Here is a 22239-nt window from a genome sequence, read left to right on the forward strand (position 1 = left end):
GACGGTCCTGTTCCGACCGCGACCGCGGTTGTCGCGTCAACTGCTGCTGCTGATCATGCTGGTGATCTTGTTGACGTAGCTTTGCAAGTCGTTGAGCTTGGCCATCTGCGTGTCCAGCGCCGTGTACTGCGCGCGCAGGCGCTTCTCGTAGGCGTCGGCACGGTCGTTGAGTTCGTCCACGCGCTTGCCGTTGGCCGTCACTCGAGACTGCAAGCCGGTGGTCCGGGTCGTGATCGAGCCGTCGAAGCCGGTCACCTGGTCGGCGAAGGCGCGCCAGCGCGTGGCCATGCCGTTGTTGTTCGGGTCGCTGCTGTCCACACCCATGAACAGGTTCTTCAGATCGCCCATGCTGCCCAGCGCGCTGGTCAGCTTGGTGTCGGTGACCTTCATCGTGCCGTCCGCGCCGATGTCCACGCCGATGTCCGATAGCCGGCCGAACTGGCCGCCCAGGGTGCTGCCCGAGGCGGTGATGTTGCGCAGCTGGCTCTGCAGGCCGACCGCCGTGCTGTCGCCCTGGAGCGTGCCGGCGGTCTTGTTGGCATCGTCGTACTTGGTGTCGTTGCGCATCAGCGTCATGAGGCTGTTGTACGACGTGACGAAGTCATTGATCGCCTTCTTGACGCTGTCCTTGTCCTGGCCGACGGTGATCGTGGACTGCGCGGGAATGATCGTCGCGCCCGTGGGGTCCGACGGGTCCTTCGTGCCGCCCTTGAGCAGGTTGATCGTCAGGCCGTCCACGGCGCCTTCGATGTTGTTGGACGCGGAACTGATCGCCAGGCCGTTGACCGTGAGGTTGGCATTCTTGGCCGCGGTGTTCTGCGTCATCGACGTGACCGAGGCCGTCGGGTCATACGCCAGCGCCGACAGGCCATTGGCGTCCGAGCCGTTGCCGTCGTCGTCGGCGGTGGTGATGCGAAAGCCGTTCGCCTCGCCGGTGTCCTTGGATCGGATCACCAGACGCTGACCGTTGGCGTCGGTCACGACCGAGGCGAGCACACCCGCACCCGAGCCGTTGATCTTGTCGCGGATGCTGGACAACGTGTCGGTGGCCGAGATGGAGACGCTCACCGGCGACGCGCCGTTCTTGCCGGTGAAGGTCGAGTTGTCCGAACTCCATTGGCCCAGTTCAATGGTCATCGACCCCGACCCGACCGTCGCGTTGGTCGCGAAGGCCTTGCTCGACAACGACTGCGGCGAGGCGAGGTTGGTCACGCTCAGCGCGTAGGAGCCTGCGCCCGAACCGGCGCCGGCAATGACGGTCGCCATGCTCGTGTCGGAAGAGGTGGCGGTGAGCGCGGCCCAGGTGCTGGGATTGGCCAGCTTGGCGGCCGCGTCGCGCATCGCGCTGAAGGCACTCTTGATCTTTCCGTATTCGGAGATCTGCGTCTTGATCGTGTCGGTGCGCGTCTGCAGGTCGGTGATGGGCTGCTTCTCGAGCGAGACCAGCTTCGTGACGATGCTCTCGACGTCCAGGCCGCTGCCGAGACCTGCCGAAGTAATGGATGCCATCGTTCGTACTCCCTGTGACCCTGGCCACTGTTGCCGGATTTCCTCGTCGGAAACCCCATGCGCGACAGGGCCTCGCGTGAACCGCGTGAGGCCCTGTCCTGCATATCGGCGCCCCTCGCGCCGACTTTAGGACGGCGACCCGGGGGATTGATTGCGTTTTTCTATCAGCCTTTGAGCAGCGACAGCACTTGCTGCGGCAACTGGTTCGCTTGCGCGACCATCGCGTTGCCCGCCTGCTGCAGAATCTGCGCGCGGCTCAGGTTGGACGTTTCCACCGCGAAGTCCGCGTCCATGATCCGGCTGCGGGCGGCGGTCTGGTTCTCATAGGCCACCTGCAAGTTGGAGATCACGGCGTCGAAGCGGTTCTGCGTCGCACCGAGCGTCGCGCGCTGGCTGTTGACGGTGTCCAGCGCGGTGTCGATGTTGGCCACGACGGCGGCGATCGCCGCTGCATCCGCCGTGCGGTCGATGACGGCCCGGCCAGTGCCGTTGGCGTCCTGGCCGGCGACGTTGGTGATCGTCGCATCTTCCGACATGTTCGGCGTGGTGACCGTGATCTCGTCGTTGGACGTCGTGTTCGGGCCGACCTGGAAGGTCTGCGGCGTCGACGCGTCCTGCCCGAGGATGTACTTGCCGTTGAAGGTCGTCCCCGCGGTGACGCGCTGGATTTCCTTGGCGAGTTCGCCGAACTCCTTGTCCAGCGAATCCTTGTCGCTGTCCGCGTTGGTCGCGTTGCGGGCCTGGATCGCCAGTTCGCGCATCCGCTGCAGCGAATCGGCGACCTTGCCCAGCGCGCCTTCCGCGGTCTGCGACAACGAGATGCCGTCGTTGGCGTTGCGCATCGCCACCGTCATGCCGCGAGCTTGCGCGTTCATGCGTTCGGCGATCGCCAGGCCGGCGGCGTCGTCCTTCGCGGAGTTCACCCGCAGGCCCGACGACAGGCGCTGCATCGAGGTCGCCAGCGACGACTGCGATGAGTTCAGATTGCGTTGCGCGTTCAGCGAGGCAATGTTGGTGTTGATGGTCTGTGGCATTGATGCACTCCTGCGGAGATCCTGTCCTGGCTGCGATCCCGGTTAGGTGGGTCGGTTCCCGACCTCACCCGCGGATCCTCGCTGCGCCATCGCAGTCATTGTTTGGATCTGCCGGTTGGACCGGTGGTCGAGCGGTACTACGTGCTCGATGGTTCCCATTGTGCGAAACGTGCTTCAACGCCGATTGGCCGATTAGCGGGCGGAAAACCGGCCATTAACCAACCAATAAAAGAAGGCCCCGCATCGGTCCCGGAGGGGCGATGCGGAGCCTTTGGAGGCCCGGCCACGAAGGCCGGTGCTTGAGGAGTCAACCGATAGAAGGGGATCAGCTGCGCAGCAGCGACAGCACCTGTTGCGGGAGCTGGTTGGCCTGCGCCACCATCGTGTTGCCGGCCTGCTGCAGGATCTGCGCGCGGCTCAGATTGGCCGTTTCCGCGGCGAAGTCGGCATCCATGATGCGGCTGCGGGCGGCGGTCTGGTTCTCCACCGAGACCTGCAGGTTGGAGATGATCGCGTCGAAACGGTTCTGCGAGGCGCCCAGGATCGCGCGCTGGCCGCTGACCGTGGTGATGGCCGCGTCGATGTTGTCGATCACGGTCTTCAGCGCGTCGGGCGTCGAGGCGTTGTCGATCACGCCGCCGGTGACTGCGGTGATCGTCGCATCGTTGGTCATGTTGTTGGTGATCACGTCGACCGAGTCGTTGGCGCTGGTGTTGGCGCCGATCTGGAAGGTCTGCGTGCCGGCGTCGTTGCCCAGGATGGACTTGCCGTTGAAGGTCGTGCCGCCGATGACGCGGCCGATTTCCTGACCCAGCTGGGCGTATTCCTTGCCGATCGAATCCAGGTCGGTCGTCGTGTTGGTCGCGTTGCGGGCCTGCACCGCCAGTTCACGCATGCGCTGCAGCGAGTCGCCCACTTTGGACAGCGCGCCTTCAGCGGTCTGCGCCAGGGAGATGCCGTCGTTGGCGTTGCGCACCGCGACGTTCATGCCACGGACCTGGGCGTTCATGCGCTCGGCGATCGCCAGGCCGGCGGCGTCATCCTTGGCGGAGTTGACACGCAGCCCCGAGGACAGGCGCTGCATCGACACCGACAGCGACGACTGCGAGGACGACAGGTTGCGCTGGGCGTTGAGCGATTGCAGGTTGGTGTTGATGATCTGAGCCATGATTCATTCCTTCAAGTTTCAAAGACCTTCTGGCGGTCTCGGCGGACGGTTGATTAATCGTCCGACTGAGCCGGACCACGTGGCCCTTGCTGTTGAATTGCGGACCCGTTGATGCAGTTATCGGGACGCGCAGGAATGGACTTGAGGCCTTCTTGAAAAGAAAGCTTGCAACGCCCCGTGGCGGGCGTGAAGAAGTGGCGGGAGCCACTGTGGGCGGGCTCTTGCGGCACGCCGGTGTCAAACGCCTTCCCGGCCGGTTTCTGGGCCGGCGCGGAGGCCATTTGGTACGAAGCCTTCGGGAGGCCTGGCGCGGGCTCTCCACGGGGCATGGGGCGTCCCTCCGGGAACCCCAAGCCCCATTCCGGCCCCACCCTCGCTCGTTGACTTCTCTTTTCACACCCCGGCCGTGCTGGTGATGCGAAAAGAGAAGGGGACCGCGTCCCCTTCGAGGCTCTGGGATCCGCCGACGGCTGGCGTCGACGGAATCCTCTTCGTCCTATCAGCGCAGCAGGGCCAGCACTTGCTGGGGAGCCTGGTTGGCCTGGGCGATCATCGCGTTGCCGGCCTGTTGCAGGATCTGCGCACGGCTCAGGTTGGCGGTTTCCGAGGCGAAGTCGGCATCCATGATCCGGCTGCGGGCGGCGGTCTGGTTCTCGACCGAGATCTGCAGGTTCGACACGATCGCGTCGAAACGGTTCTGCGAGGCACCCAGCTTCGAACGTTCGCCCGAGACCGTCTTGATCGCCGAGTCGATGTTGTCGATCACGGTGGCCAGGTCGGTCGTCGTCGAGGCGTTGGTGATCGCGCCGCTGGTCACGCCGGTGATGGTCGTGTCCGTGGTCATGTTGGTCGTCGTGACGTCGACCGAGTCATTGGCCGTCGTGTTGGCGCCGATCTGGAAAGTCTGCGTGCCGGAGTCGCCTGCCAGGATGGCGCGGCCGTTGAAGGTCGTGCCGCCCAGGACGCGCTGGATTTCAGAGCCCAGCTGGGCATATTCCTGACCGATCGAGTCCAGGTCGGTCGTCGTGTTCGTGGCGTTGCGGGCCTGCACCGCCAGTTCACGCATGCGCTGCAGCGAATCACCCACCTTGGAGAGCGCGCCTTCAGCCGTCTGCGACAGGGAGATGCCGTCGTTGGCATTGCGCTGGGCGACGTTCATGCCGCGGACTTGCGAGTTCATGCGGTCGGCGATCGCCAGACCGGCGGCGTCGTCCTTGGCGGAGTTGACGCGCAGACCCGAAGACAGGCGCTGCATCGACGTGGCCAACGAGGTGGCGCTGGTGCTGGTGTTGCGCTGGGCGTTGAGCGACAGCAGGTTGGTGTTGATGACTTGGGCCATGATTGCTCCTAACAGCTATACGTAAATACCGGCAAAAGCGCCGAACCACACATGAGCGCCTGAGTCCTCCGATCCTCCGACCCGCCGTGAGGCGAACCGGCCGAGGATCTCGGATGCTCCTGCTGAACCGCCCGGGCCATTTCCCGGTTCGGTCCCAGTCCGACGCTAGTCAACCGTTGCCGTCCCACCCCTCATCGGAAGCCAAGAACGTCAGGCCTTCTAACCGGACCACGTGCCGCCTGCCTGCTTCGACCTGCTAGCAAGACCACTTGTCTTTGCTTGCCTGTCGCTGCATTCAGCAGCCCCGTTGTGTTGGTTATCGGGCCCCTCTCCTTAGAACTTGAGGGCAATTTGTCAAGACTTGTGATCCTTGGATAAGCGGGTCTTGCAACGCGTTGTTTGTCGTTTGACTTCGACCCGGACTCGTGCCCGGGTGTCGGTCTGGCGACGGACATGGGGGTATCTACGGCCTGATTGCGGCGGTATTGAGGGGGAATGCCGGCGCTTTTCGTGTGCTCGATCACGGGGGTGCCCCCCTAAAGTGCCTCCTGGCGATGCCGACTTGCGGGATCGCCGCATCCGCCACCTTCGCCGGGACCGGTCTCGGCTCGAGACCGGACTCGATCGACGAGTCCCAACGACCATGGAGAGGTCTATGCCACTGCAAGCGCAAACCGAGGCACGGTCCACCGTGTCGATGATCGACGCGTCGATCGAGGAACAATGTCACGGAACGATCCGTCCGGGATCCAGCGAGGCTCGCCTGCTGCTGGCCCAGGCGCGCAACGCCGCCTATGCGCAAGCCGCGCAGGGGCGCATCGGCGACGGCGTCGCGCTGCTCTACAACGCGCTGGAAATGGCGCCGATGAGCGTCGACCTGCTGTCCGACGTCGGCGCGCTGCTGCTGGCTGCGGGGCAACTGAGCGACGCCGCGTTGTATGCGCATCGTGCGGTGGAGCTCTCGCCGCAACATGCGCCTTCTCTCTATACCCTCGGCTTCGCGCTGTCGGGTCTGGGCGAGGTGAAGGCCGCGATCGAGGTGTTGAGCATCCTCAATGAAGGACAGGCGCTTGAGATGCTGCGCCGCGATTCACCGGAACTGATGGCGATCGTCGACTCCGAATTGCTACGCCTCCAAGCCGCCTGAACGGTCGACGATCCGTCGCCGCCGGGACGGCCCTGACAGGCTGTCTCCCCGAAAAACCGCCGCCGAGCCCGCAACCACGGGCTTCGGACGGCGGTTTTCTCTTTGGGGGCTGGCAACGTGTAGGAATCAGGCTGACAAGGCGGTCGTCCCGCTCCCTAGCTTGTATCTGGCGCCACCCTGATGTCGCACGGATGGGTGTTTCTTCAGAATTCATTCCATCGCAGCAACGCAACCCACCAGGAGCCACCCGATGAACAGCGACCAGATCCTTGCCGAGATCCGCGAAGCCAACCTGTCGTACCTGATGCTGGCCCAGAGCCTGATCCGTACCGACCGGGAACAAGCGCTGTATCGCCTGGGCATCTCGGAAGAGACTGCGACGCTCCTCAACACGCTGAGCCCGGCGCAGATGATGAAGATGGCTTCGGGCAACACGCTGCTGTGCCGCTTCCGCATGGACGACGACCTGGTGTGGGGCCTGCTGACCTCGCACGGCAAGCCGGCCGCCAACGACAGCGTCTCCCGTCTGCATGCCTCCATCCTGATGGCGGGCCGCCACCAGGAAGCCGCTGCCTGATCCAGAAGATTCAGGCAACTGCCTCAGGCAGAGAAATTGCCGCCCGAGAACATCCGACAGCACCCGGAGCACCCCAATGCGCACCAAGTCCATCCTGACCGAAGCCAAGCAGATCGATCGCGCCGTGACGTTGATCAAGCTGGGCGCGCGCCTGCAAGTGCTGGAGTCGGAAACCGACCTGAGCTACGAGCGTCTGCTGCGCCTGTACAAGGAAGTCTCGGGCAAGAGCCCCAGCAAGGGCCAGCTGCCGTTCTCGACGGACTGGTTCATGACCTGGCAGCCCAACATCCACGCCAGCCTGTTCCTGAACATCCACGAGTACCTGAACAAGGTGGCCGAGATGGACGAGATCGACGTCGTCATCAAGGCCTACCAGCTGTACCAGGAACAGACCGCGGCGCAGAACCTGGAGCAGCTGCTGTCGGTCACCCGCGCGTGGCGCCTGGTGAAGTTCGTGGACAACGGCATGCTGACGATGACCAAGTGCAGCAAGTGCGGCGGCCACTTCGTGACCCACCCGCACGAGGTCGCCAAGCATTACGTCTGTGGCCTGTGCAACCCTCCGGCGCGTGCCGGCAAGGGCAAGGCGGCCGGCGGCATCCAGATGCATTGAGCGCATCGCGTCAGGATCATTTCGTCGAATGTCTACCCGCTGGCGCAGCTGCCTGGTCGTCATCGCCCGTAACGAGGCGGCGACGATCGGCCGGCTGTTGACCAGCGTTCGTCCGTTCGTCGACGAACTGCTGGTCATGGATACGGGCTCCACCGACGACACCCTTCGTCTGGCTGAAGCTGCCGGCGCCCGGGTCGTGCATTTCCGCTGGATCGACGATTTCGCCGCGGCGCGCAATGCGGCGCTTGACGCGGCCGGCGCCGACTGGCACGTGGTGCTCGATGCCGATGAATGGTTGATCGGGGAGGACAGTGGTGCGGCCCTTGAGGCGTTGCGCAGCACCGCCCCCGAGTTTGTCGGCACGATCGCGCTTCAAGACCATTTCGACGGCGGCACCGCGCAATCGCGTCTCAGCCGCGTGCTGCCGGGGCGCATTCGCTACACCGGCCGCATCCACGAACAGCCTGCGCATGAGTTGCCCGTCAGGGCGCTCGACATCCATGTCGCGCACGACGGTTACCTGCCTGAACGACTTCACGTGAAGCAGGGACGCAACGAGCGGCTGTTGCGTGCGGCGGTCGATGAAGATCCCGTCAACCCGTATCTCTGGTACCAGCTCGGCAAGGACTTCTCGGTCTATGACCGCTTCGCGGATGCGGAAGCAGCGTTCGTGAATGCCGTTGACCGCTTGACCTCGTTGCCCCTGCCGCCTGCATGGTGGAACGATCTGGTCGCGAGAAGACTCTTCGGTCTGAAGTCTCTCAAGCGCCATGCCGATGGTCTGGTCTTCGCGGAAACGCAGTTGCAACGATGCGGGGACTCGCCGGACTTCTTCTTCGCGCTGGGCGATCTGTTGCTGGATTGGGCGGCGGACCAGCCGCAGCAAGCCGAAGCCTTGATCCCGATGATCGAAGGCGCCTGGCGTCGCTGTCTGGAGATTGGTGAACGCCCTGACCAACCGGGTGCTGTCGAGGGGCGGGGCAGTCATCTCGCCGCCTACAACCTGGCACTGCTCCTGGAAGCCACCGGGCGCCCGGAGGAGGCGAGGGGGCTGCGCGAGGCGCGGTGATCCCTCAAAAAGCAGCGCCGGGATGGCGCTGATCTGGCATCTTGTAGGAATTCATCTGACAAGCCCGTCGGCGCGCTCCCTAACCCGGAGATGGAAGCGACCTGATGTTGCTTGCGTGTCGCCATCTCTACAGTTCGTCTCACGCTGAAACAAAACGACATCAGCACCCAACACCCCAGGAGCCGAACGATGAACGCCGACCAAATCCTCGCCGAGATCCGCGAAGCCAACCTGTCGTACCTGATGCTGGCCCAGAGCCTGATCCGCGCCGACCGCGAACAGGCGCTGTATCGCCTGGGAATCTCGGAAGAGACCGCGACGTTGCTGACCACGCTGAGCGCTGCCCAGATGCTGAAGATCGCCTCGGGCAATACGCTGCTGTGCCGCTTCCGCATGGACGACGACCTGGTGTGGGGCCTGCTGACCTCGCACGGCAAGCCGGCCGCCAACGACAGCGTCTCCCGCCTGCACGCCTCCATCCTGATGGCTGGACGTCATCAGGAAGCCGCCTAAGTTATATCGACGCCCATCGCGTCAACTGAAGCTGAATTGAAGCCGGAGACACCGACATGCGCACCAAGTCCATCCTGACCGAAGCCAAGCAGATCGATCGCGCCGTGACGTTGATCCACCTGGGCGCCCGCCTGCAGGTGCTGGAGTCGGAAACGGACCTGAGCTACGAGCGTCTGCTGCGCCTGTACAAGGAAGTCTCGGGCAAGAGCCCCAGCAAGGGCCAACTGCCGTTCTCGACGGACTGGTTCATGACCTGGCAGCCCAACATCCACGCCAGCCTGTTCCTGAACATCCACGAGTACCTGAACAAGGTGGCCGAGATGGACGAGATCGACGTCGTCATCAAGGCCTACCAGCTGTACCAGGAACAGACCGCGGCGCAGAACCTGGAGCAGCTGCTGTCGGTCACCCGCGCGTGGCGGCTGGTGAAGTTCGTGGACAACGGCATGCTGACGATGACCAAGTGCAGCAAGTGCGGCGGCCACTTCGTGACCCATCCGCACGAGGTCGCCAAGCATTATGTCTGCGGCCTGTGCAACCCCCCGGCGCGCGCCGGCAAGGGCAAGGCGGCCGGCGGCATCCAGATGCATTGAGGGCGCCGTCATGGCCGCCCGACTCCCCCACGCCGCTTCGGGAGATGCCCGCTCCGCGCTACGCTGGCCGACGCTGGCGCTGCTGAGCTGGGCCGCCTGTTTCGTTGTCTGGCGCCTGTTCGGGCCCGATTGGCCGGCGGCGATCGTCGCCTCGGGCCTCGGGCTGATTCTCGCCGGGCTGCATCGCCAGACCTGGCGCCGAATGATCGTCGCCGCCGGCTTTCCGATGGCCTTGCTCTTCACCGGTACCGACCTGCCGGCCTGGATCTGGCTGATCCCGCTGGGCGTGCTGGTGCTCGCCTATCCCCGCCGAGGCTGGAGCGACGCCCCGCTGTTCCCGACACCGCACGACGCGCTGCGCGCGCTCCCCGAGCGTGTGAAGCTGCACGGCGGCGCCCGCGTGCTGGACGCCGGCTGCGGGCTAGGCGACGGATTGGTGGCCCTTCGCCGCGCTTATCCGGGCGTGCGTTTCGCGGGCATTGAATACAGTGGCTTCCTGTGGCTGCTGGCCCGCCTGCGCTGCCCCTGGGCCGATATCGCCCGGGGCGACCTGTGGGCCCAGTCGTGGCGCGACACGGACCTGGTCTACCTCTTCCAGCGGCCCGAGTCGATGCCGCGCGCGCTGGACAAGGCGCGCACGGAAATGCGACCGGGCAGTTGGCTGGTCAGCCTGGACTTCCCGCTGCCGGGACAACCCGTCTTCGCGCAGCTGGATACCGGCACCCGCCACCAGCTCTACGCCTACCGGGTGCGCGACCTGCAGGCCTGAGGCCGGGACGCGCTCCATCAATGTCGAACGACACGAGACAGCGACGCCCGACCGGCGCCCGCGAGACACCGGCCGTCACAGGCCGGGCTCAAGCGGGCGGGGAGCCGGTCGATAAGGGATGAGATGGCCCGGACCGCGAGGGGACGCGGCGGCAACTTCAGGACGGAACGAATTCCATGTTTGTCATCATCGGTTGGCTGCTGGCACTGGCCTGCATCTTCGGCGTGTTCATCGCGCACGGAGGCAACATCAGCGTGGTGCTGCACGCGCTGCCGTTCGAGATGACCACCATCTTCGGCGCGGCGATCGGCGGCATGCTGGCCACGAACCCGCCCAAGGTCATGAAGGCCACCATGAAGGGCCTGGGCGACTGCTTCAAGGGCAGCAAGTACACCAAGGCGCGCTACATGGAGCTGCTGGCGCTGCTCTACGACATCCTGCAGAAGGCACGCAAGGAAGGCCTGATGTCCATCGAAAAGGATGTCGAGGACCCGCACAGCTCGCCGCTTTTCCAGAAATACCCGACGGTGGGCAACGACCACCACGTCACCGAGTTCATCACCGACTACCTGCGGATGATGGTCTCGGGCAACCTCAATGCGCACGAGATCGAGTCCCTGATGGACGCCGAGATCGACACCCACCACCACGAGGCCTTCCTCGCCGTGATCGCGCTGCAGCGCCTGGCGGGCGGCCTGCCGGCCTTCGGCATCGTGGCCGCGGTGCTCGGCGTGGTGAACACCATGGGCTCGGTCGGCCAACCCCCGGCGGTGCTCGGCGGGATGATCGGCTCGGCGCTGGTCGGCACGTTCCTGGGGATCCTGCTGGCCTACGCCTTCGCCGAGCCGCTGGCTGGCGCGCTCGAAGCCAAGGTCGACGAGGCCGGCAAGGAACTCCAATGCATCAAGACCACGCTGCTGGCCTCGATGCAAGGCTACGCGCCGCAGGTGGCGATCGAATTCGGACGCAAGGTGCTGTACTCGACCGAGCGCCCCACCTTCGCCGAGCTCGAAGGCCACGTGAAGAAGAAGTGAACGGAGTGAATCACCATGGCCGGTGACGCCAAGAAACTCCAGCCCATCATCATCAAGCGCGTCAAGAAGGGCGGCCATGCCGCCCATGGCGGCGCGTGGAAGATCGCGTACGCCGACTTCGTGACGGCGATGATGGCCTTCTTCCTGCTGATGTGGCTGCTCGGCTCGACGACCGAGGGCGACAAGAAGGGCATCGCGGACTATTTCGCCTCGCCGTTGAAGGTCGCCATGTTCGGCGGCTCGGGTTCGGGCGACGCGTCGCACATCATCAAGGGCGGCGGTCAGGACCTGACGCGCCAGACCGGCCAGGTCAAGGCCGGCGACGTCGAATCTCCTCGGAAAACCATCAACCTGAAGGCCCTCAAGGAAGAGCAGCGGCGGGCGGAACGCGTACGCCTGCAGCAGTTGAAGGACAAGGTCGAGAAAATCATCGCGGAGAACCCCAAAATTGCGGCATTAGGTGGGCAAATCCGGCTCGATATGACACGCGAGGGCTTGCGGATCCAAATCGTGGACGAGAATAATCGTCCGATGTTTGACAGCGGCAGCGCGGTGGTGAAGCCGTATATGCGCGAGTTGCTGCAGGAACTCGGCAACGTGTTGTCCGAGGTGCCCAACCGGCTGACGCTGGAAGGACATACGGATTCACAGCCGTTTTCTGCGGGCGAGCGTGGATACAGCAACTGGGAACTGTCGGCGGACCGGGCCAATGCCTCGCGGCGAGAGCTGGTGGCGGGCGGTCTGCCGGATGCCCGGGTACTTCGCGTGCAGGGGTTGGCGTCAAGCAAACTGCTGGACACGAAAGACCCCAAAGCCCAAGTCAATCGCCGCATCAGCATCATCGTGATGAATCGCGATGCCGAGGATGCGGTGCTGAAGAACCTGCCCGATGAGGACGAGGACACTTCAGACCCCGCGGCGAGCGCGCCGCAGGCCTCAAGTTCCGCGCCCGCGGGCCGATAACGTTCCGGATCGACGTTCTGTCATCTATAACCAGATCTCGCCTTAAGCCCTCCAGTCCCCTCAGAGGAACGCCATGAGCACTGACATGAAATTCTTGATCGTCGACGACTTCTCGACCATGCGCCGGATCGTGCGCGGTCTGCTGAAGGAGATCGGCTACAACAACGCCGAAGAGGCGGAAGACGGCGTCGAGGCCCTGAGCATGCTGAAACAGGCGAAATACGATTTCGTCGTCAGCGACATCAACATGCCCAACATGAATGGCTTCGAGCTGCTCAAGGCCATCAAGGAAGACGCCACGCTGAAGCACCTGCCGGTGCTGATGGTGACGGCGGAAGCCCGCAAGGAAGACATCGTCCTGGCCGCCCAGAGCGGCGCGGCGGGCTACATCGTGAAGCCATTCACGAAGGCCACGCTGGAGGAGAAGGTCCTGAAAATCATGCAGAAGCTGGCCGCTGCGGCCTGACGCTGGGAGTCCCACCATGCAGATGGAAGAGCTGGCCAAACTGACCTCGCAATCCAACGAGCCCTTGACGGTCTCGCCCGAGGTGTTCCAACAGATCGGCACGATCACGCGCGTGCTGCACGACACGATGCAGCAGCTGGGCGTGATGCCCAAGCTGCAGGTCGCGACCGACGGGCTGCCCGACGCGCGCAGCCGCCTGACCTACATCGCCAACAAGACCGCCGACGCCGCCAACAAGGTGCTGAACTCGGTCGACCAGGCCAAGGCCGAGCACGCCAAGATCACCGAGGCTGCCAACGCGATGGCCCAGGCGATCACCGCGGACCCGGTCCGCGCGGTGGCGTCGGGCGCGGTGCTGAACTTCGTCAAGGAGGTCGAATCCTCCACGTCGAAGATCGACACCCACCTGACCGACATCATGCTGTCGCAGGACTTCCATGACCTGACCGGCCAGGTGGTCGCCAAGGTCGTGACGCTGGCCAACGACCTGGAAGATTCGCTGGTGAAGCTGCTGGTCTCGGTGGTGCCGCCGGAACAGCGCGAGAAGGTCGACCCGAGCATCCTGCAGGGCCCGGTCGTGAACCCGGAAGGCCGCGCCGACGTGGTGGCCAACCAGTCCGAAGTGGACGACCTGCTGGCCTCGCTGGGCTTCTGATCTTTCGAAGCCGGCATGGCCGCAACGAAACCCGCGCCTCGGCGCGGGTTTCTGCTTTCTGGGTTGGCGAGATCGGAAGTCGGGCCGATTTCGGGCCCTTATCCGGCTAAGGCGAAACCCCCTCCGGCCAAACAATGGCGGGGCCACGGCATAGGGCCGTGACCACCCATGGCCGATCAAGACGCACAAGACCGCAACTTACCCGCCTCGCAGAAAAAGATCGAAAGATCTCGCAAGGAAGGTCAACTGCCGCGCTCCCGGGACCTGCCGCATTTCGCGGTGATGGCCACGGGCGGCGCCTTGTTCGCGACGTCGACGCCGTACGCCGTCGAAACCCTGCAGCGCATGCTGGAAGGTGCGCTGCGGTTTGATGCCGAACAGCTGCGTTCCGCCGGCATGATGACCGAGCGCCTGTCGACGCTGACCTGGCAGGGTTTCATGCTGGGCCTGCCGGCGCTGATCATCCTGGCGATGGCGGCGATCGCCGCGCACATCGCCTCGGGCGGCTGGAACTTCACGATGAAGCCGCTGGCTCCGAAATTCACGAACCTGAATCCGATCACCGGTTTCGGCAAACTGTTCCAGATGCAGAACCTGACCACGGCGCTGAAGGCCGTGGCGCTGTCGCTGGTGCTGGGCGTCGTCGGCGCGATGGCGCTGAAGGACCGCATCGCAGGTTTCATCGGGATCATGTCGGTGCCGCTGCCGTCGGCGCTGGCCTTCGCCGGCAAGCAGCTGATGGGCGGGCTGATGATGCTGGGCCTGTGCCTGGCGTTGTTCGCCGTGATCGACGTGCCGCTGCAGCGCCACCAGTACCTGAAGCGGCTGAAGATGTCCCGCGAGGAAGCCAAGAACGAGCTCAAGGAAGCCGAAGGCAACCTCGAGATGAAGCACAAGATGCGCGCCAAAGCCCGGGAGCTGGTGAAGCGCCGCATGCTGCAGGCCGTGCCGAAGGCCGACCTGGTCGTGATGAACCCGACCCACTATGCGGTCGCCATCGCCTACGACGAGACCAAGTTCGGCGCGCCGCGCGTGGTGGCGAAGGGCCTGGACCTGCTGGCCTTCAAGATCCGCGACATCGCCAAGGAAAACAAGGTCCCGGTGCTCCAGGCGCCGGCGCTGGCCCGCGCCCTGTACGCCCACGCCGAGCTGGATCGGGAGATCCCCGGCGCGCTGTTCGGCGCCGTGGCGCAGGTGCTGGCCTACGTGTATCAGCTGAAGGCCGCGCTGAAGGGGCAGGGCGCCTCGCCTCAGGCCGTGCCGAACCCGCCGGTGCCCGACGAGCTCGACCCGCACAAGAAGCCGGGCTGGGCGCCACCGGAAGAGGAACTGGACGATCAGTTCCCGGAAGGCAAGCCGGCCTGATCGCGGCTGGTCGATATACCGAGCGGGCGGGGCCCGGGCCGGTGCCCCCTTTCCGCTCAATTTCCTCCTCGCCGCTCGGAATTCGCTCCAAGGGGGCACCGGCCCGGGCCCCTCTGGCGAGGGCGCTCCGGAGTGGCGCCGAGGTAGGCGCGATTCCGGGGGGGAATTCCCCCCTTTATCCGGCTAAAGGAAAACTGGCTCTCGCCGAACAATGGCGTGGCCCGACGGCAGTGTCGGGCAAGTGAATTCCCCTCCGGCATCCAACAGGTTGAAGGCAGCACCGATGAACGAGCTGATGGCCCGTTTGCAGAACTTCCTCGGACCCCGCGCCGCCATCGTGCAGGCGCTCGGGGCGCCGATCGCCATCATGATCATCCTGTCGATGATGGTGCTGCCGCTGCCGGCCTTCGCCCTGGACCTGTTTTTCACCTTCAACATCGCCATGTCCATCATGGTGATGCTGGTGGCGTCGCAGATGCTGCGGCCGCTGGACTTCGCCGCGTTCCCGACCGTCCTGCTGATCACGACGCTGCTGCGCCTGTCACTGAACGTGGCCTCCACCCGCGTGGTGCTGCTGGAAGGCCATACCGGCGCCGGCGCCGCGGGCAAGGTCATCGAATCCTTCGGCCACTTCCTGATCGGCGGCAACTTCGCCGTCGGCCTGATCGTGTTCGCGATCCTGGTGGTCATCAACTTCATCGTGGTCACGAAGGGTGCGGAGCGGATCGCCGAAGTCGGCGCGCGCTTCACTCTGGACGCGATGCCCGGCAAGCAGATGGCGATCGACGCCGACCTGTCCGCCGGCCTGATCGACGAGAAGGAAGCCAAGCGCCGCCGCGCCGAACTGGGCGACGAGGCGGACTTCTTCGGCTCCATGGACGGTGCCTCGAAGTTCGTCCGCGGCGACGCGATCGCCGGCATCCTGATCCTCTTCATCAACATCGTCGGCGGCTTCGTCATCGGCGTGGCCCAGCACGGGCTGTCCGCCGGCCAGGCCGCCGACAGCTACATCCTGCTGGCCGTCGGCGACGCGCTGGTGGCGCAGATCCCGGCGCTGCTGATCTCCGTCTCCTCCGCCCTGGTCGTGTCGCGCGTCGGCAAGGACAAGGACGTCGGCCAGATGATCGGCTCGCAGGTGTTCGGCTCGATCAAGGCCGTCGCCATCACCGCGGGCGTCGTCTTCATCCTGGGCCTGATCCCGGGCATGCCGCACCTGGTGTTCATGATCATTGCTGGCGCCCTGGGCTATCTGGCCTACTGGCTGCGCACCAAGGAGCAGGCCACGAAGGCCGCCGAGTCCCGCAAGGCCGTCGCCCCGGTGCCCGGCGCGCCGAACCCGGATGCCGAAGCCTCCTGGGACGACGTCGTCGCCGTGGACACGCTGGGCCTGGAAGTGGGCTACCGCCTGATCACGCTGGTCGACAAGACCCGCGAAGGCGACCTGCTGAGCCGCATCAAGGGCGTGCGCCGCAAGTTCGCGCAGGACATCGGTTTCCTGCCCCCGTCGGTGCACATCCGGGACAACCTGGAACTGCGCCCCAGCCAGTACCGCGTGACGTTGCGCGGCGCGGTGATCGGGGAAGCGGAGGCCTACCCGGGCATGTGGCTGGCGATCAACCCCGGTCACGCCACGCAGAAGCTGATCGGGACGCCCACCACGGACCCCGCCTTCGGACTCCCGGCGGTCTGGGTCGAGGAGCGGCAACGGGATATGGCGCAAATGGCGGGCTTTACCGTCGTTGATTGCGCGACCGTGGTGGCCACGCATCTTTCACACTTGCTGCAAGTTCACGCGGCCCGGTTGTTGGGCCGGGTGGAAACCCAGCAGCTGGTGGATCACCTCACCAAGCAAGCGCCCCAACTCATCGAAGACGTGATTCCCAAGATGGTCAATGTCGCCGCCCTGCAACGAGTCCTCCAGTTCCTGCTGGAAGAGGGCGTGCACATCCGCGACATGCGTTCCATCGTGGAAAGCCTGGCCGAAAACGCCGGGCAGACGACCGATCCCGCCGAGCTGGCCCGTCGCATCCGCATCCACATCGCTCCGGCGATCGTGCAGCAGATCTACGGACCGGCCAAGGAGCTCGACGTCATCGCCCTCGACCCCGAGCTGGAACGTCTGGTCTCGCAGGCCCTGCACTCGCCTCACGGCGCGGCGCTGGATCCCGGCGTGGCCGACACGCTTGCAAGAAGTGCCGCGCAGACCGCGCAGTCCCAAGAGGATCGCGGTTTGCCCGCCTGCCTGCTGGTGCCCGACCTGATTCGCGCTCCCCTGGCCCGTCTGCTCAAGCGCGCTGCGCCGCGGCTGAAGGTGCTGGGACACAGCGAGATTCCTGAAACGCACACGATCCGCATCGGCTCCATCATCGGAGGCACGGCATGAACGTCAAACGCTTTACCGCCCGCAATTCCCGCGAAGCCATGGCCCTGGTCCGCCAGGCCTTCGGCGACGAAGCGGTCGTGCTCTCGAACAAGCCTTGCCCCGAAGGGGTGGAGGTGCTGGCGATGGCGCCGGAAGGCATGTCGCAGATCGAGCGCGTCGCCGCCTCGACGCCGCGTGCCGCCGCTGCTGCGCCCCGCGCCGCCGCGCCGCGTCAGCCGGCTGCCCAGCCGCAGCGCCAGCAGCAACGGGAAGACGTGCCACCGCGTCAGGCGCTCAAGCAGCGTCTGTCCGCGTCGCCGGCCCCGCAGCGCGCGGAGCCCGGTTTCGGCGGCTCGGGCGCCTCGGTGGGCGAGGACGTCAACGCGATGGCCATGAGCACGCTGTCCTTCCAGGACTACGTCCGGGAGCGCATGCTCAAGCGCCGCTCGGCCGAGATGAACGGCCTGCCCGATCCGATGATGGACGAGCCGGCGCCCGCCTTTTCGCAGTCGCAAATGAATGAATCGGTCGCCTCGATGGCCGCGCAGCGCGACCAGCGCGCGCGTTCGGCGATGCAGACCCTGGGCGCCCGTCGTGTCGACGAGCGTGCCTACGACTCCGCGCCGGCCCCCGCGCCGCGCGTCGTGCCCCCGGTGCTGCGCGACGAGATCCGCGTGCAGCAGCAGTCCCTGCAGGACCTGGGCGGCATCGGCCACGGCTTCGGCGGCATGGGCAACCATCCGCTGAACGACATGCCGGCGTCCTCGCGTCGCGAGCAGGAGATGATGACCGAGCTCCGCGCGATGAAGGGCATGATCGAAGAGCGCTTCGGCGCGCTGGCCTTCATGGAGAAGCTGCAGCGCCAGCCGGCGAAGGCCCGCCTGACGCAGAAGCTGCTGGATGCCGGTTTCTCGCCGGCCCTGGTGCGCAAGCTGGTCGAAGGCCTGCCGGCGCAGACGACCGAGGAAGCCGATTCCCACGCGTGGGCCGCCAACGTGCTGTCGCGCAACGTGCAGACCGCCGAGCAGCAACCGGCCCTGGAAGATCAAGGCGGCGTGTTCGCGATGATCGGCTCGACCGGCGTCGGCAAGACGACGACGACGGCCAAGATCGCCGCGGCCTTCGCCACCAAGTACGGCGCGAGCCAGCTCGGCCTGATCACGCTGGATGCCTATCGGGTCGGCGCCCACGAGCAACTGCGCGCCTACGGCCGCATCCTGGGCGTGCCGGTGCACACAGCGCATGACCGCGCCTCGCTGGAAGACCTGCTGGACCTGCTGTCGTCCAAGAAGATGGTGCTGATCGACACGGCCGGCACGGCCCAACGCGACAGCCGGACCGCCGAGCTGCTGGACATGCTGGCGCACAAGAGCATCAAGCGCATCCTGGTCGTCAACGCCGCTCAACAGGGCGAGACGATCGAGGACGTGGTCGGTGCCTGGCGCGGCGCGGAAGCGCAGGGCGTCATCCTGTCCAAGCTGGACGAAGCGGTGAAGCTGGCCCCGGCGCTGGACACCGTGATCCGTCACAAGCTGCGCGTCCTGGGCGTCACCAACGGCCAGCGCGTGCCGGAAGACTGGCATCGCCTGTCGTCGCAGGCCCTGGTGCAGCGCGCGCTGCGCAGCCACGGCCAGGCGGCCTGGCGCGTGGATGCTTCCGACGTCAACCTGATCTTCACCGCCGGCACGATGGCCGGATCGGCGGGCGCATCCTCGCCGATGGGGATGAACTGACCAAGGGCTGACCGCTCGGCCGGAGGGGCTTCCGGGGGACCGGAGTTGCCAAACCCGGTCACAAGTTCTAGAAAGGGGGAAGGGCTCGGGCCTTTCCCCCTTTTTCCGTTGCGGCGGGGGACGACTCGAAGTCGTTGTGTGAGAGGTCCACGAGGTGAGGGTGCCAGGAGAGAAAAGCGGGGTGTTTCCCCCTTTCAATTCCCGGTCAAGGAGTGGCCCCCGGGGCGAAACTTCCGGTAACGGCTCCAGCAATGGCCGGTTCCTTTCGAGAGGGACATGGTGGCTGGAGCGGAAACACGCAAGAGACACAGAGCAGCCCAATGCGCGACTTCAGCAATGCTCCCAAGGACCAGGCCGACGGCCTGCGCCGTCTGTTCGCCACGGCGCGCGTGCGCGTGGTGCCGGTGGTGAGCAATCCGCATGTGGTGGGAAGCGGCGCGCTGCTGGAAGGCATGTGCGCGGCGTTCGGCGAACTCGGCCTGCACACGCTGGTCGTGGACGCGGGCGAGCAGGCCGCGGCGCCGTCGGACCTCGCGGCGGTGGACCTCGCGGCCTGCGTGGAGGCGCTGTCGGCGAAGGTGTCCTTCCTCACCGCGCGCGGACTGCCGCTGCGCTACATCAATGCCAACGGTTCGGCCGCCCAGTTCCTGGAAGCGGTGACCGACGCGGCGCCGTTCGCGGACGTCGTCCTGCTGCATGCCAGCGCCGCGGAACTGAGCCGCGTGCTGGTCTCGCGCGAGGTGCGTCCGGTGCTGCTGGCCGACACCGACGTGCAGAGCGTGACCTACGCCTACGCCGGCATGAAATGGCTGACGCAGCGCGCGGGCCTGATGGTCTACAGCCTGCTGCTGGCCTGCAACCCGCAGCTGCGCCTGGCGGAGCGGATCGCCCAGCAGCTCTCGAGCTGCGGCGACGGCTTCCTCGGCGCGGTGCTGCGCGAGTGGGCCTGCATGGATCCCCGCCAGCCGGTCTCCGCGCCCCTGACGCACGAGCTGCGTCACATGGCGCGCGAGCTGCTGCTGGCCTCGGTACCGGGTGCGGCGCTCGACAGCGCCGCTGATGCGATGCCGCTGCGTCCGCGGCCGATGTGGCAGCCCAAGGCTGGCCGCGCCCCGCAAGGCGTGACCCTCGCTGCGCATTGACGCCGGATTGGAGACGAGACGATGTACACCGCCAAGGGTCAACTCGACAACAACTCGCTGATCCGCCAGTACAGCCCGCTGGTGCGCCGTCTGGCGCATCAGATGATCGCGAAACTGCCGGCCAACGTCGAACTGGACGACCTGATCCAGGTCGGCCTGATCGGCCTGACGGACGCGCTGTCGCGCTTCGACACGGCGCAGGGCGTGCAGTTCGAGACCTTCGCGACGCAGCGCATCCGCGGCGCGATGCTCGATGAACTGCGCGGCAGCGACTGGATGAGCCGCGGCAACCGCCGCCAGCAGCGCTCGATCGAGAGCGCGGTGCACAAGCTCGAGCAGAAGCTCGGCCGCCCGCCGCAGGAGTCCGAGATCGCCGTCGAGATGGGCATCTCGCTGACCGAGTACCAGGAAATGCTCGGCAAGGTGCGCGGGACGCAGCTGGTCTATCTGGAGGACATCTCCGGGGACGACGACAGCGACGACTACCTCGATCGTCACGTCAGCGACGACTCGGCCGATCCGATGTCGATGCTGCGCGACCACCGCATGCGCGAGGCGCTGGTGGAGGCGATCAAGAACCTGCCGGAGCGCGAGGCCTACGTCATGTCCATGTACTACGAACATGACATGAACCTGAAAGAGATCGCCGCGGTGCTGAAGGTGACTGAATCGCGGGTGTGCCAGCTACACAGTCAAGCGATTGCCCGATTGCGCGTGAAGCTGCGCGACTGGTAAAACGAGCCGCACAGCGGCCGCAGTTCTTGTGGTCCATAAACCATGAGGGGAGCGACCGATGTGGGACTCATGGCGCAGGCGCGCCGGGAAGGTGGCGCCAGATGCGTCGGTGGGGGGAGCCGACATCGGCTTTCATGAGCCGGCGATGCAAGGGAACACGGCGAAGGTCGTCCGGGAGCTCTCCTCCGGCGTTTCCAAACTGGGCCGTGACGCGGCCGAAGTCCGCGGGCTGCTGGAGGACACGCAGAAGGTCGTGACCTCGCAGGCGCAGGCGATGCAGGCGCTGGGCTCGGAGCTGCAGCAGGTCCGGCATGCGCAGGACGGCATCAATCAATCGACGAACCAGACCCGCGAGGCGGTGGGGCGCGCGCGCACGGCCTTGTCGGGCGTGGGCGACGAGGTGGGCGGGATCGTGGCGACGCTGCGGCAGGTGTCCGGGGCGGCGTCCGAGATCACGAAGATCGCGTTGCAGACGCGGCTGGTGGCGTTCAACGCATCGGTGGAAGCCAAGCGCGCCGGCGAAGCGGGCCGCGGCTTCGGCGTGGTGGCGGATGCGGTGAAGGACCTGGCGGCGCAGGTGGAGGCGTCGTCGAAGGCCATCATGGGCACGGTGGGGACGCTGGATGCGCGGATCGGGACCTTCAGCCGGGAGTTGAGGGCGGACGGCTCGGGAGGAGCCGGCGAGAGCAAGATCCTGCAGGCGTTCGCGGATGTGGAGGTCGATGTCGACCTCATCGCGAAATCGGCGCAGGAGAGCCAAGCGACGACGCATCAGCTGGCGGAACGCTCGGGAGAGCTCGGGGTGGAGATCCAGCAGGCGATGCGCAAGCTGGAGTCGGCGTTCGCGTGCAGCGACCGGTTCCTGCGGCTGTCCGAGCAGATGATCGAGCAGATCGCGTCGAGCGGCGTCGAGGTCGAGGACTCGCCGTACATCCAGGCGGTGCAGACCGCGTCGGCCGAGATCGCCGGCTTGCTCGAACGCGCGGTGAAGGAGAAGCGGATCGATGCGTCGTCGCTCTTCGACGAGCAGTACCAGCCGATCGCGGGGACCGACCCGCAGCAGTTCACGACGAGATTCACGCAGATCGCGGATCAGCTGTTCCCGGAGGTCCAGGAGCGGATGCTGAAGTTCTCGGACAAGGTGGTGTTCTGCATCGCGGTGGACCGCAACGGGTACGTGGCGACGCATAACAAGCGGTACTGCCAGCCCCAGCGAGCGGGCGACGTGGCTTGGAATACAGCCAATAGCCGCTACCGGCGGATCTTCAACGACCGGACAGGGCTGGCTTCAGCCCGGAATCAACGACCGTTCCTCCTGCAAACCTACCGCCGGGATATGGGCGGCGGGAACTTCGTGCTGCTCAAGGAGGCTTCGGCACCCGTCACCGTTGCTGGGAGGCATTGGGGTGGGGTGAGGTTGGCGTTTGGGTTTTAAAACTCCATTTTACATACT

21 protein-coding genes are annotated in these 22239 nt (G+C 65.7%); 17 read left to right on the plus strand and 4 right to left on the minus strand.

What is annotated here, in order from left to right; all coding sequences use genetic code 11:
* Nucleotides 1-36: 36 nt before the first annotated feature.
* The 4 genes from fliD to AC07PR_RS12290 form a co-directional block, all read right to left on the minus strand.
* Nucleotides 37-1509 (minus strand): flagellar filament capping protein FliD, encoded by a 1473-nt coding sequence (fliD, locus tag AC07PR_RS12275; RefSeq protein WP_483107415.1) that lies wholly within the window; start codon nucleotides 1507-1509, stop codon nucleotides 37-39.
* Between the two features lie 164 nt (nucleotides 1510-1673).
* Nucleotides 1674-2543: a flagellin N-terminal helical domain-containing protein gene (locus AC07PR_RS12280; RefSeq protein ID WP_377161317.1), complete on the minus strand. Its 870-nt coding sequence runs from the start codon at nucleotides 2541-2543 to the stop codon at nucleotides 1674-1676.
* 325 nt (nucleotides 2544-2868) lie between these two features.
* Nucleotides 2869-3711, minus strand: coding sequence for a flagellin N-terminal helical domain-containing protein (locus AC07PR_RS12285; protein WP_377161319.1), 843 nt, complete (start codon nucleotides 3709-3711; stop codon nucleotides 2869-2871).
* Nucleotides 3712-4210: 499 nt separating this feature from the next.
* Nucleotides 4211-5050 carry a flagellin N-terminal helical domain-containing protein gene (locus tag AC07PR_RS12290; RefSeq protein WP_377161321.1) on the minus strand — a complete coding sequence of 280 codons (840 nt, stop codon included), beginning with the start codon at nucleotides 5048-5050 and terminating at the stop codon, nucleotides 4211-4213.
* A gap of 697 nt (nucleotides 5051-5747) precedes the next feature.
* Between AC07PR_RS12290 and AC07PR_RS12295 the strand changes: the two genes are divergently transcribed.
* The 17 genes from AC07PR_RS12295 (at nucleotide 5748) to AC07PR_RS12375 (ending at nucleotide 22221) form a co-directional block, all read left to right on the plus strand.
* On the plus strand, nucleotides 5748-6197 hold the full coding sequence (locus AC07PR_RS12295; protein ID WP_495135471.1) for a tetratricopeptide repeat protein: 450 nt from the start codon (nucleotides 5748-5750) through the stop codon (nucleotides 6195-6197).
* Between the two features lie 250 nt (nucleotides 6198-6447).
* A complete protein-coding gene (gene flhD, locus AC07PR_RS12300; protein ID WP_067276165.1) occupies nucleotides 6448-6774 on the plus strand; it encodes a flagellar transcriptional regulator FlhD in 327 nt (108 codons plus the stop codon).
* A gap of 76 nt (nucleotides 6775-6850) precedes the next feature.
* Nucleotides 6851-7387 carry a flagellar transcriptional regulator FlhC gene (gene flhC, locus AC07PR_RS12305; protein ID WP_088403400.1) on the plus strand — a complete coding sequence of 179 codons (537 nt, stop codon included), beginning with the start codon at nucleotides 6851-6853 and terminating at the stop codon, nucleotides 7385-7387.
* A 28-nt stretch (nucleotides 7388-7415) separates the two neighbouring features.
* Nucleotides 7416-8456 (plus strand): glycosyltransferase, encoded by a 1041-nt coding sequence (locus AC07PR_RS12310; RefSeq protein ID WP_495135472.1) that lies wholly within the window; start codon nucleotides 7416-7418, stop codon nucleotides 8454-8456.
* A gap of 189 nt (nucleotides 8457-8645) precedes the next feature.
* Nucleotides 8646-8969 (plus strand): flagellar transcriptional regulator FlhD, encoded by a 324-nt coding sequence (gene flhD / locus AC07PR_RS12315; protein WP_377161327.1) that lies wholly within the window; start codon nucleotides 8646-8648, stop codon nucleotides 8967-8969.
* Between the two features lie 56 nt (nucleotides 8970-9025).
* Entirely contained in the window at nucleotides 9026-9562 is a 537-nt protein-coding gene (gene flhC, locus AC07PR_RS12320) for a flagellar transcriptional regulator FlhC (protein ID WP_067276156.1), read from the plus strand.
* A 10-nt stretch (nucleotides 9563-9572) separates the two neighbouring features.
* Nucleotides 9573-10331, plus strand: a complete 759-nt coding sequence (locus AC07PR_RS12325; protein ID WP_495135473.1) for a class I SAM-dependent methyltransferase — start codon at nucleotides 9573-9575, stop codon at nucleotides 10329-10331.
* Between the two features lie 176 nt (nucleotides 10332-10507).
* Nucleotides 10508-11365: a flagellar motor stator protein MotA gene (motA, locus tag AC07PR_RS12330; RefSeq protein WP_088403404.1), complete on the plus strand. Its 858-nt coding sequence runs from the start codon at nucleotides 10508-10510 to the stop codon at nucleotides 11363-11365.
* Between the two features lie 15 nt (nucleotides 11366-11380).
* On the plus strand, nucleotides 11381-12328 hold the full coding sequence (gene motB / locus AC07PR_RS12335; protein WP_377161332.1) for a flagellar motor protein MotB: 948 nt from the start codon (nucleotides 11381-11383) through the stop codon (nucleotides 12326-12328).
* A 73-nt stretch (nucleotides 12329-12401) separates the two neighbouring features.
* Complete coding sequence (cheY, locus tag AC07PR_RS12340) at nucleotides 12402-12794, plus strand: chemotaxis response regulator CheY (protein ID WP_067276146.1); 393 nt, start codon at nucleotides 12402-12404, stop codon at nucleotides 12792-12794.
* A 16-nt stretch (nucleotides 12795-12810) separates the two neighbouring features.
* A complete protein-coding gene (locus AC07PR_RS12345) occupies nucleotides 12811-13449 on the plus strand; it encodes a protein phosphatase CheZ (RefSeq protein ID WP_082938636.1) in 639 nt (212 codons plus the stop codon).
* Nucleotides 13450-13617: 168 nt separating this feature from the next.
* Nucleotides 13618-14814: an EscU/YscU/HrcU family type III secretion system export apparatus switch protein gene (locus tag AC07PR_RS12350; RefSeq protein ID WP_495135474.1), complete on the plus strand. Its 1197-nt coding sequence runs from the start codon at nucleotides 13618-13620 to the stop codon at nucleotides 14812-14814.
* A gap of 283 nt (nucleotides 14815-15097) precedes the next feature.
* Nucleotides 15098-17197 (plus strand): flagellar biosynthesis protein FlhA, encoded by a 2100-nt coding sequence (gene flhA / locus AC07PR_RS12355; protein WP_495135475.1) that lies wholly within the window; start codon nucleotides 15098-15100, stop codon nucleotides 17195-17197.
* Nucleotides 17194-18909, plus strand: a complete 1716-nt coding sequence (gene flhF, locus AC07PR_RS12360) for a flagellar biosynthesis GTPase FlhF (RefSeq protein WP_495135476.1) — start codon at nucleotides 17194-17196, stop codon at nucleotides 18907-18909. Before flhA ends, flhF begins: the two co-directional genes overlap by 4 nt.
* A gap of 320 nt (nucleotides 18910-19229) precedes the next feature.
* Entirely contained in the window at nucleotides 19230-20051 is an 822-nt protein-coding gene (locus AC07PR_RS12365; RefSeq protein ID WP_483107410.1) for a MinD/ParA family ATP-binding protein, read from the plus strand.
* A 21-nt stretch (nucleotides 20052-20072) separates the two neighbouring features.
* A complete protein-coding gene (locus tag AC07PR_RS12370; RefSeq protein WP_377161343.1) occupies nucleotides 20073-20786 on the plus strand; it encodes an RNA polymerase sigma factor FliA in 714 nt (237 codons plus the stop codon).
* Between the two features lie 58 nt (nucleotides 20787-20844).
* Nucleotides 20845-22221, plus strand: coding sequence for a methyl-accepting chemotaxis protein (locus AC07PR_RS12375; protein ID WP_495135477.1), 1377 nt, complete (start codon nucleotides 20845-20847; stop codon nucleotides 22219-22221).
* Nucleotides 22222-22239 lie beyond the last annotated feature (18 nt).

It is taken from the genome of Roseateles sp. GW821-FHT09H11 (assembly GCF_059415845.1).

Coding starts and splice junctions, on each gene's coding strand:
- fliD (WP_483107415.1), bottom strand. CDS start 1,509: ATGGCATCCATTACTTCGGCAGGTCTCGGCAGCGGCCTGGACGTCGAG.
- AC07PR_RS12280 (WP_377161317.1), bottom strand. CDS start 2,543: ATGCCACAGACCATCAACACCAACATTGCCTCGCTGAACGCGCAACGC.
- AC07PR_RS12285 (WP_377161319.1), bottom strand. CDS start 3,711: ATGGCTCAGATCATCAACACCAACCTGCAATCGCTCAACGCCCAGCGC.
- AC07PR_RS12290 (WP_377161321.1), bottom strand. CDS start 5,050: ATGGCCCAAGTCATCAACACCAACCTGCTGTCGCTCAACGCCCAGCGC.
- AC07PR_RS12295 (WP_495135471.1), top strand. CDS start 5,748: ATGATCGACGCGTCGATCGAGGAACAATGTCACGGAACGATCCGTCCG.
- flhD (WP_067276165.1), top strand. CDS start 6,448: ATGAACAGCGACCAGATCCTTGCCGAGATCCGCGAAGCCAACCTGTCG.
- flhC (WP_088403400.1), top strand. CDS start 6,851: ATGCGCACCAAGTCCATCCTGACCGAAGCCAAGCAGATCGATCGCGCC.
- AC07PR_RS12310 (WP_495135472.1), top strand. CDS start 7,416: ATGTCTACCCGCTGGCGCAGCTGCCTGGTCGTCATCGCCCGTAACGAG.
- flhD (WP_377161327.1), top strand. CDS start 8,646: ATGAACGCCGACCAAATCCTCGCCGAGATCCGCGAAGCCAACCTGTCG.
- flhC (WP_067276156.1), top strand. CDS start 9,026: ATGCGCACCAAGTCCATCCTGACCGAAGCCAAGCAGATCGATCGCGCC.
- AC07PR_RS12325 (WP_495135473.1), top strand. CDS start 9,573: ATGGCCGCCCGACTCCCCCACGCCGCTTCGGGAGATGCCCGCTCCGCG.
- motA (WP_088403404.1), top strand. CDS start 10,508: ATGTTTGTCATCATCGGTTGGCTGCTGGCACTGGCCTGCATCTTCGGC.
- motB (WP_377161332.1), top strand. CDS start 11,381: ATGGCCGGTGACGCCAAGAAACTCCAGCCCATCATCATCAAGCGCGTC.
- cheY (WP_067276146.1), top strand. CDS start 12,402: ATGAGCACTGACATGAAATTCTTGATCGTCGACGACTTCTCGACCATG.
- AC07PR_RS12345 (WP_082938636.1), top strand. CDS start 12,811: ATGCAGATGGAAGAGCTGGCCAAACTGACCTCGCAATCCAACGAGCCC.
- AC07PR_RS12350 (WP_495135474.1), top strand. CDS start 13,618: ATGGCCGATCAAGACGCACAAGACCGCAACTTACCCGCCTCGCAGAAA.
- flhA (WP_495135475.1), top strand. CDS start 15,098: ATGAACGAGCTGATGGCCCGTTTGCAGAACTTCCTCGGACCCCGCGCC.
- flhF (WP_495135476.1), top strand. CDS start 17,194: ATGAACGTCAAACGCTTTACCGCCCGCAATTCCCGCGAAGCCATGGCC.
- AC07PR_RS12365 (WP_483107410.1), top strand. CDS start 19,230: ATGCGCGACTTCAGCAATGCTCCCAAGGACCAGGCCGACGGCCTGCGC.
- AC07PR_RS12370 (WP_377161343.1), top strand. CDS start 20,073: ATGTACACCGCCAAGGGTCAACTCGACAACAACTCGCTGATCCGCCAG.
- AC07PR_RS12375 (WP_495135477.1), top strand. CDS start 20,845: ATGTGGGACTCATGGCGCAGGCGCGCCGGGAAGGTGGCGCCAGATGCG.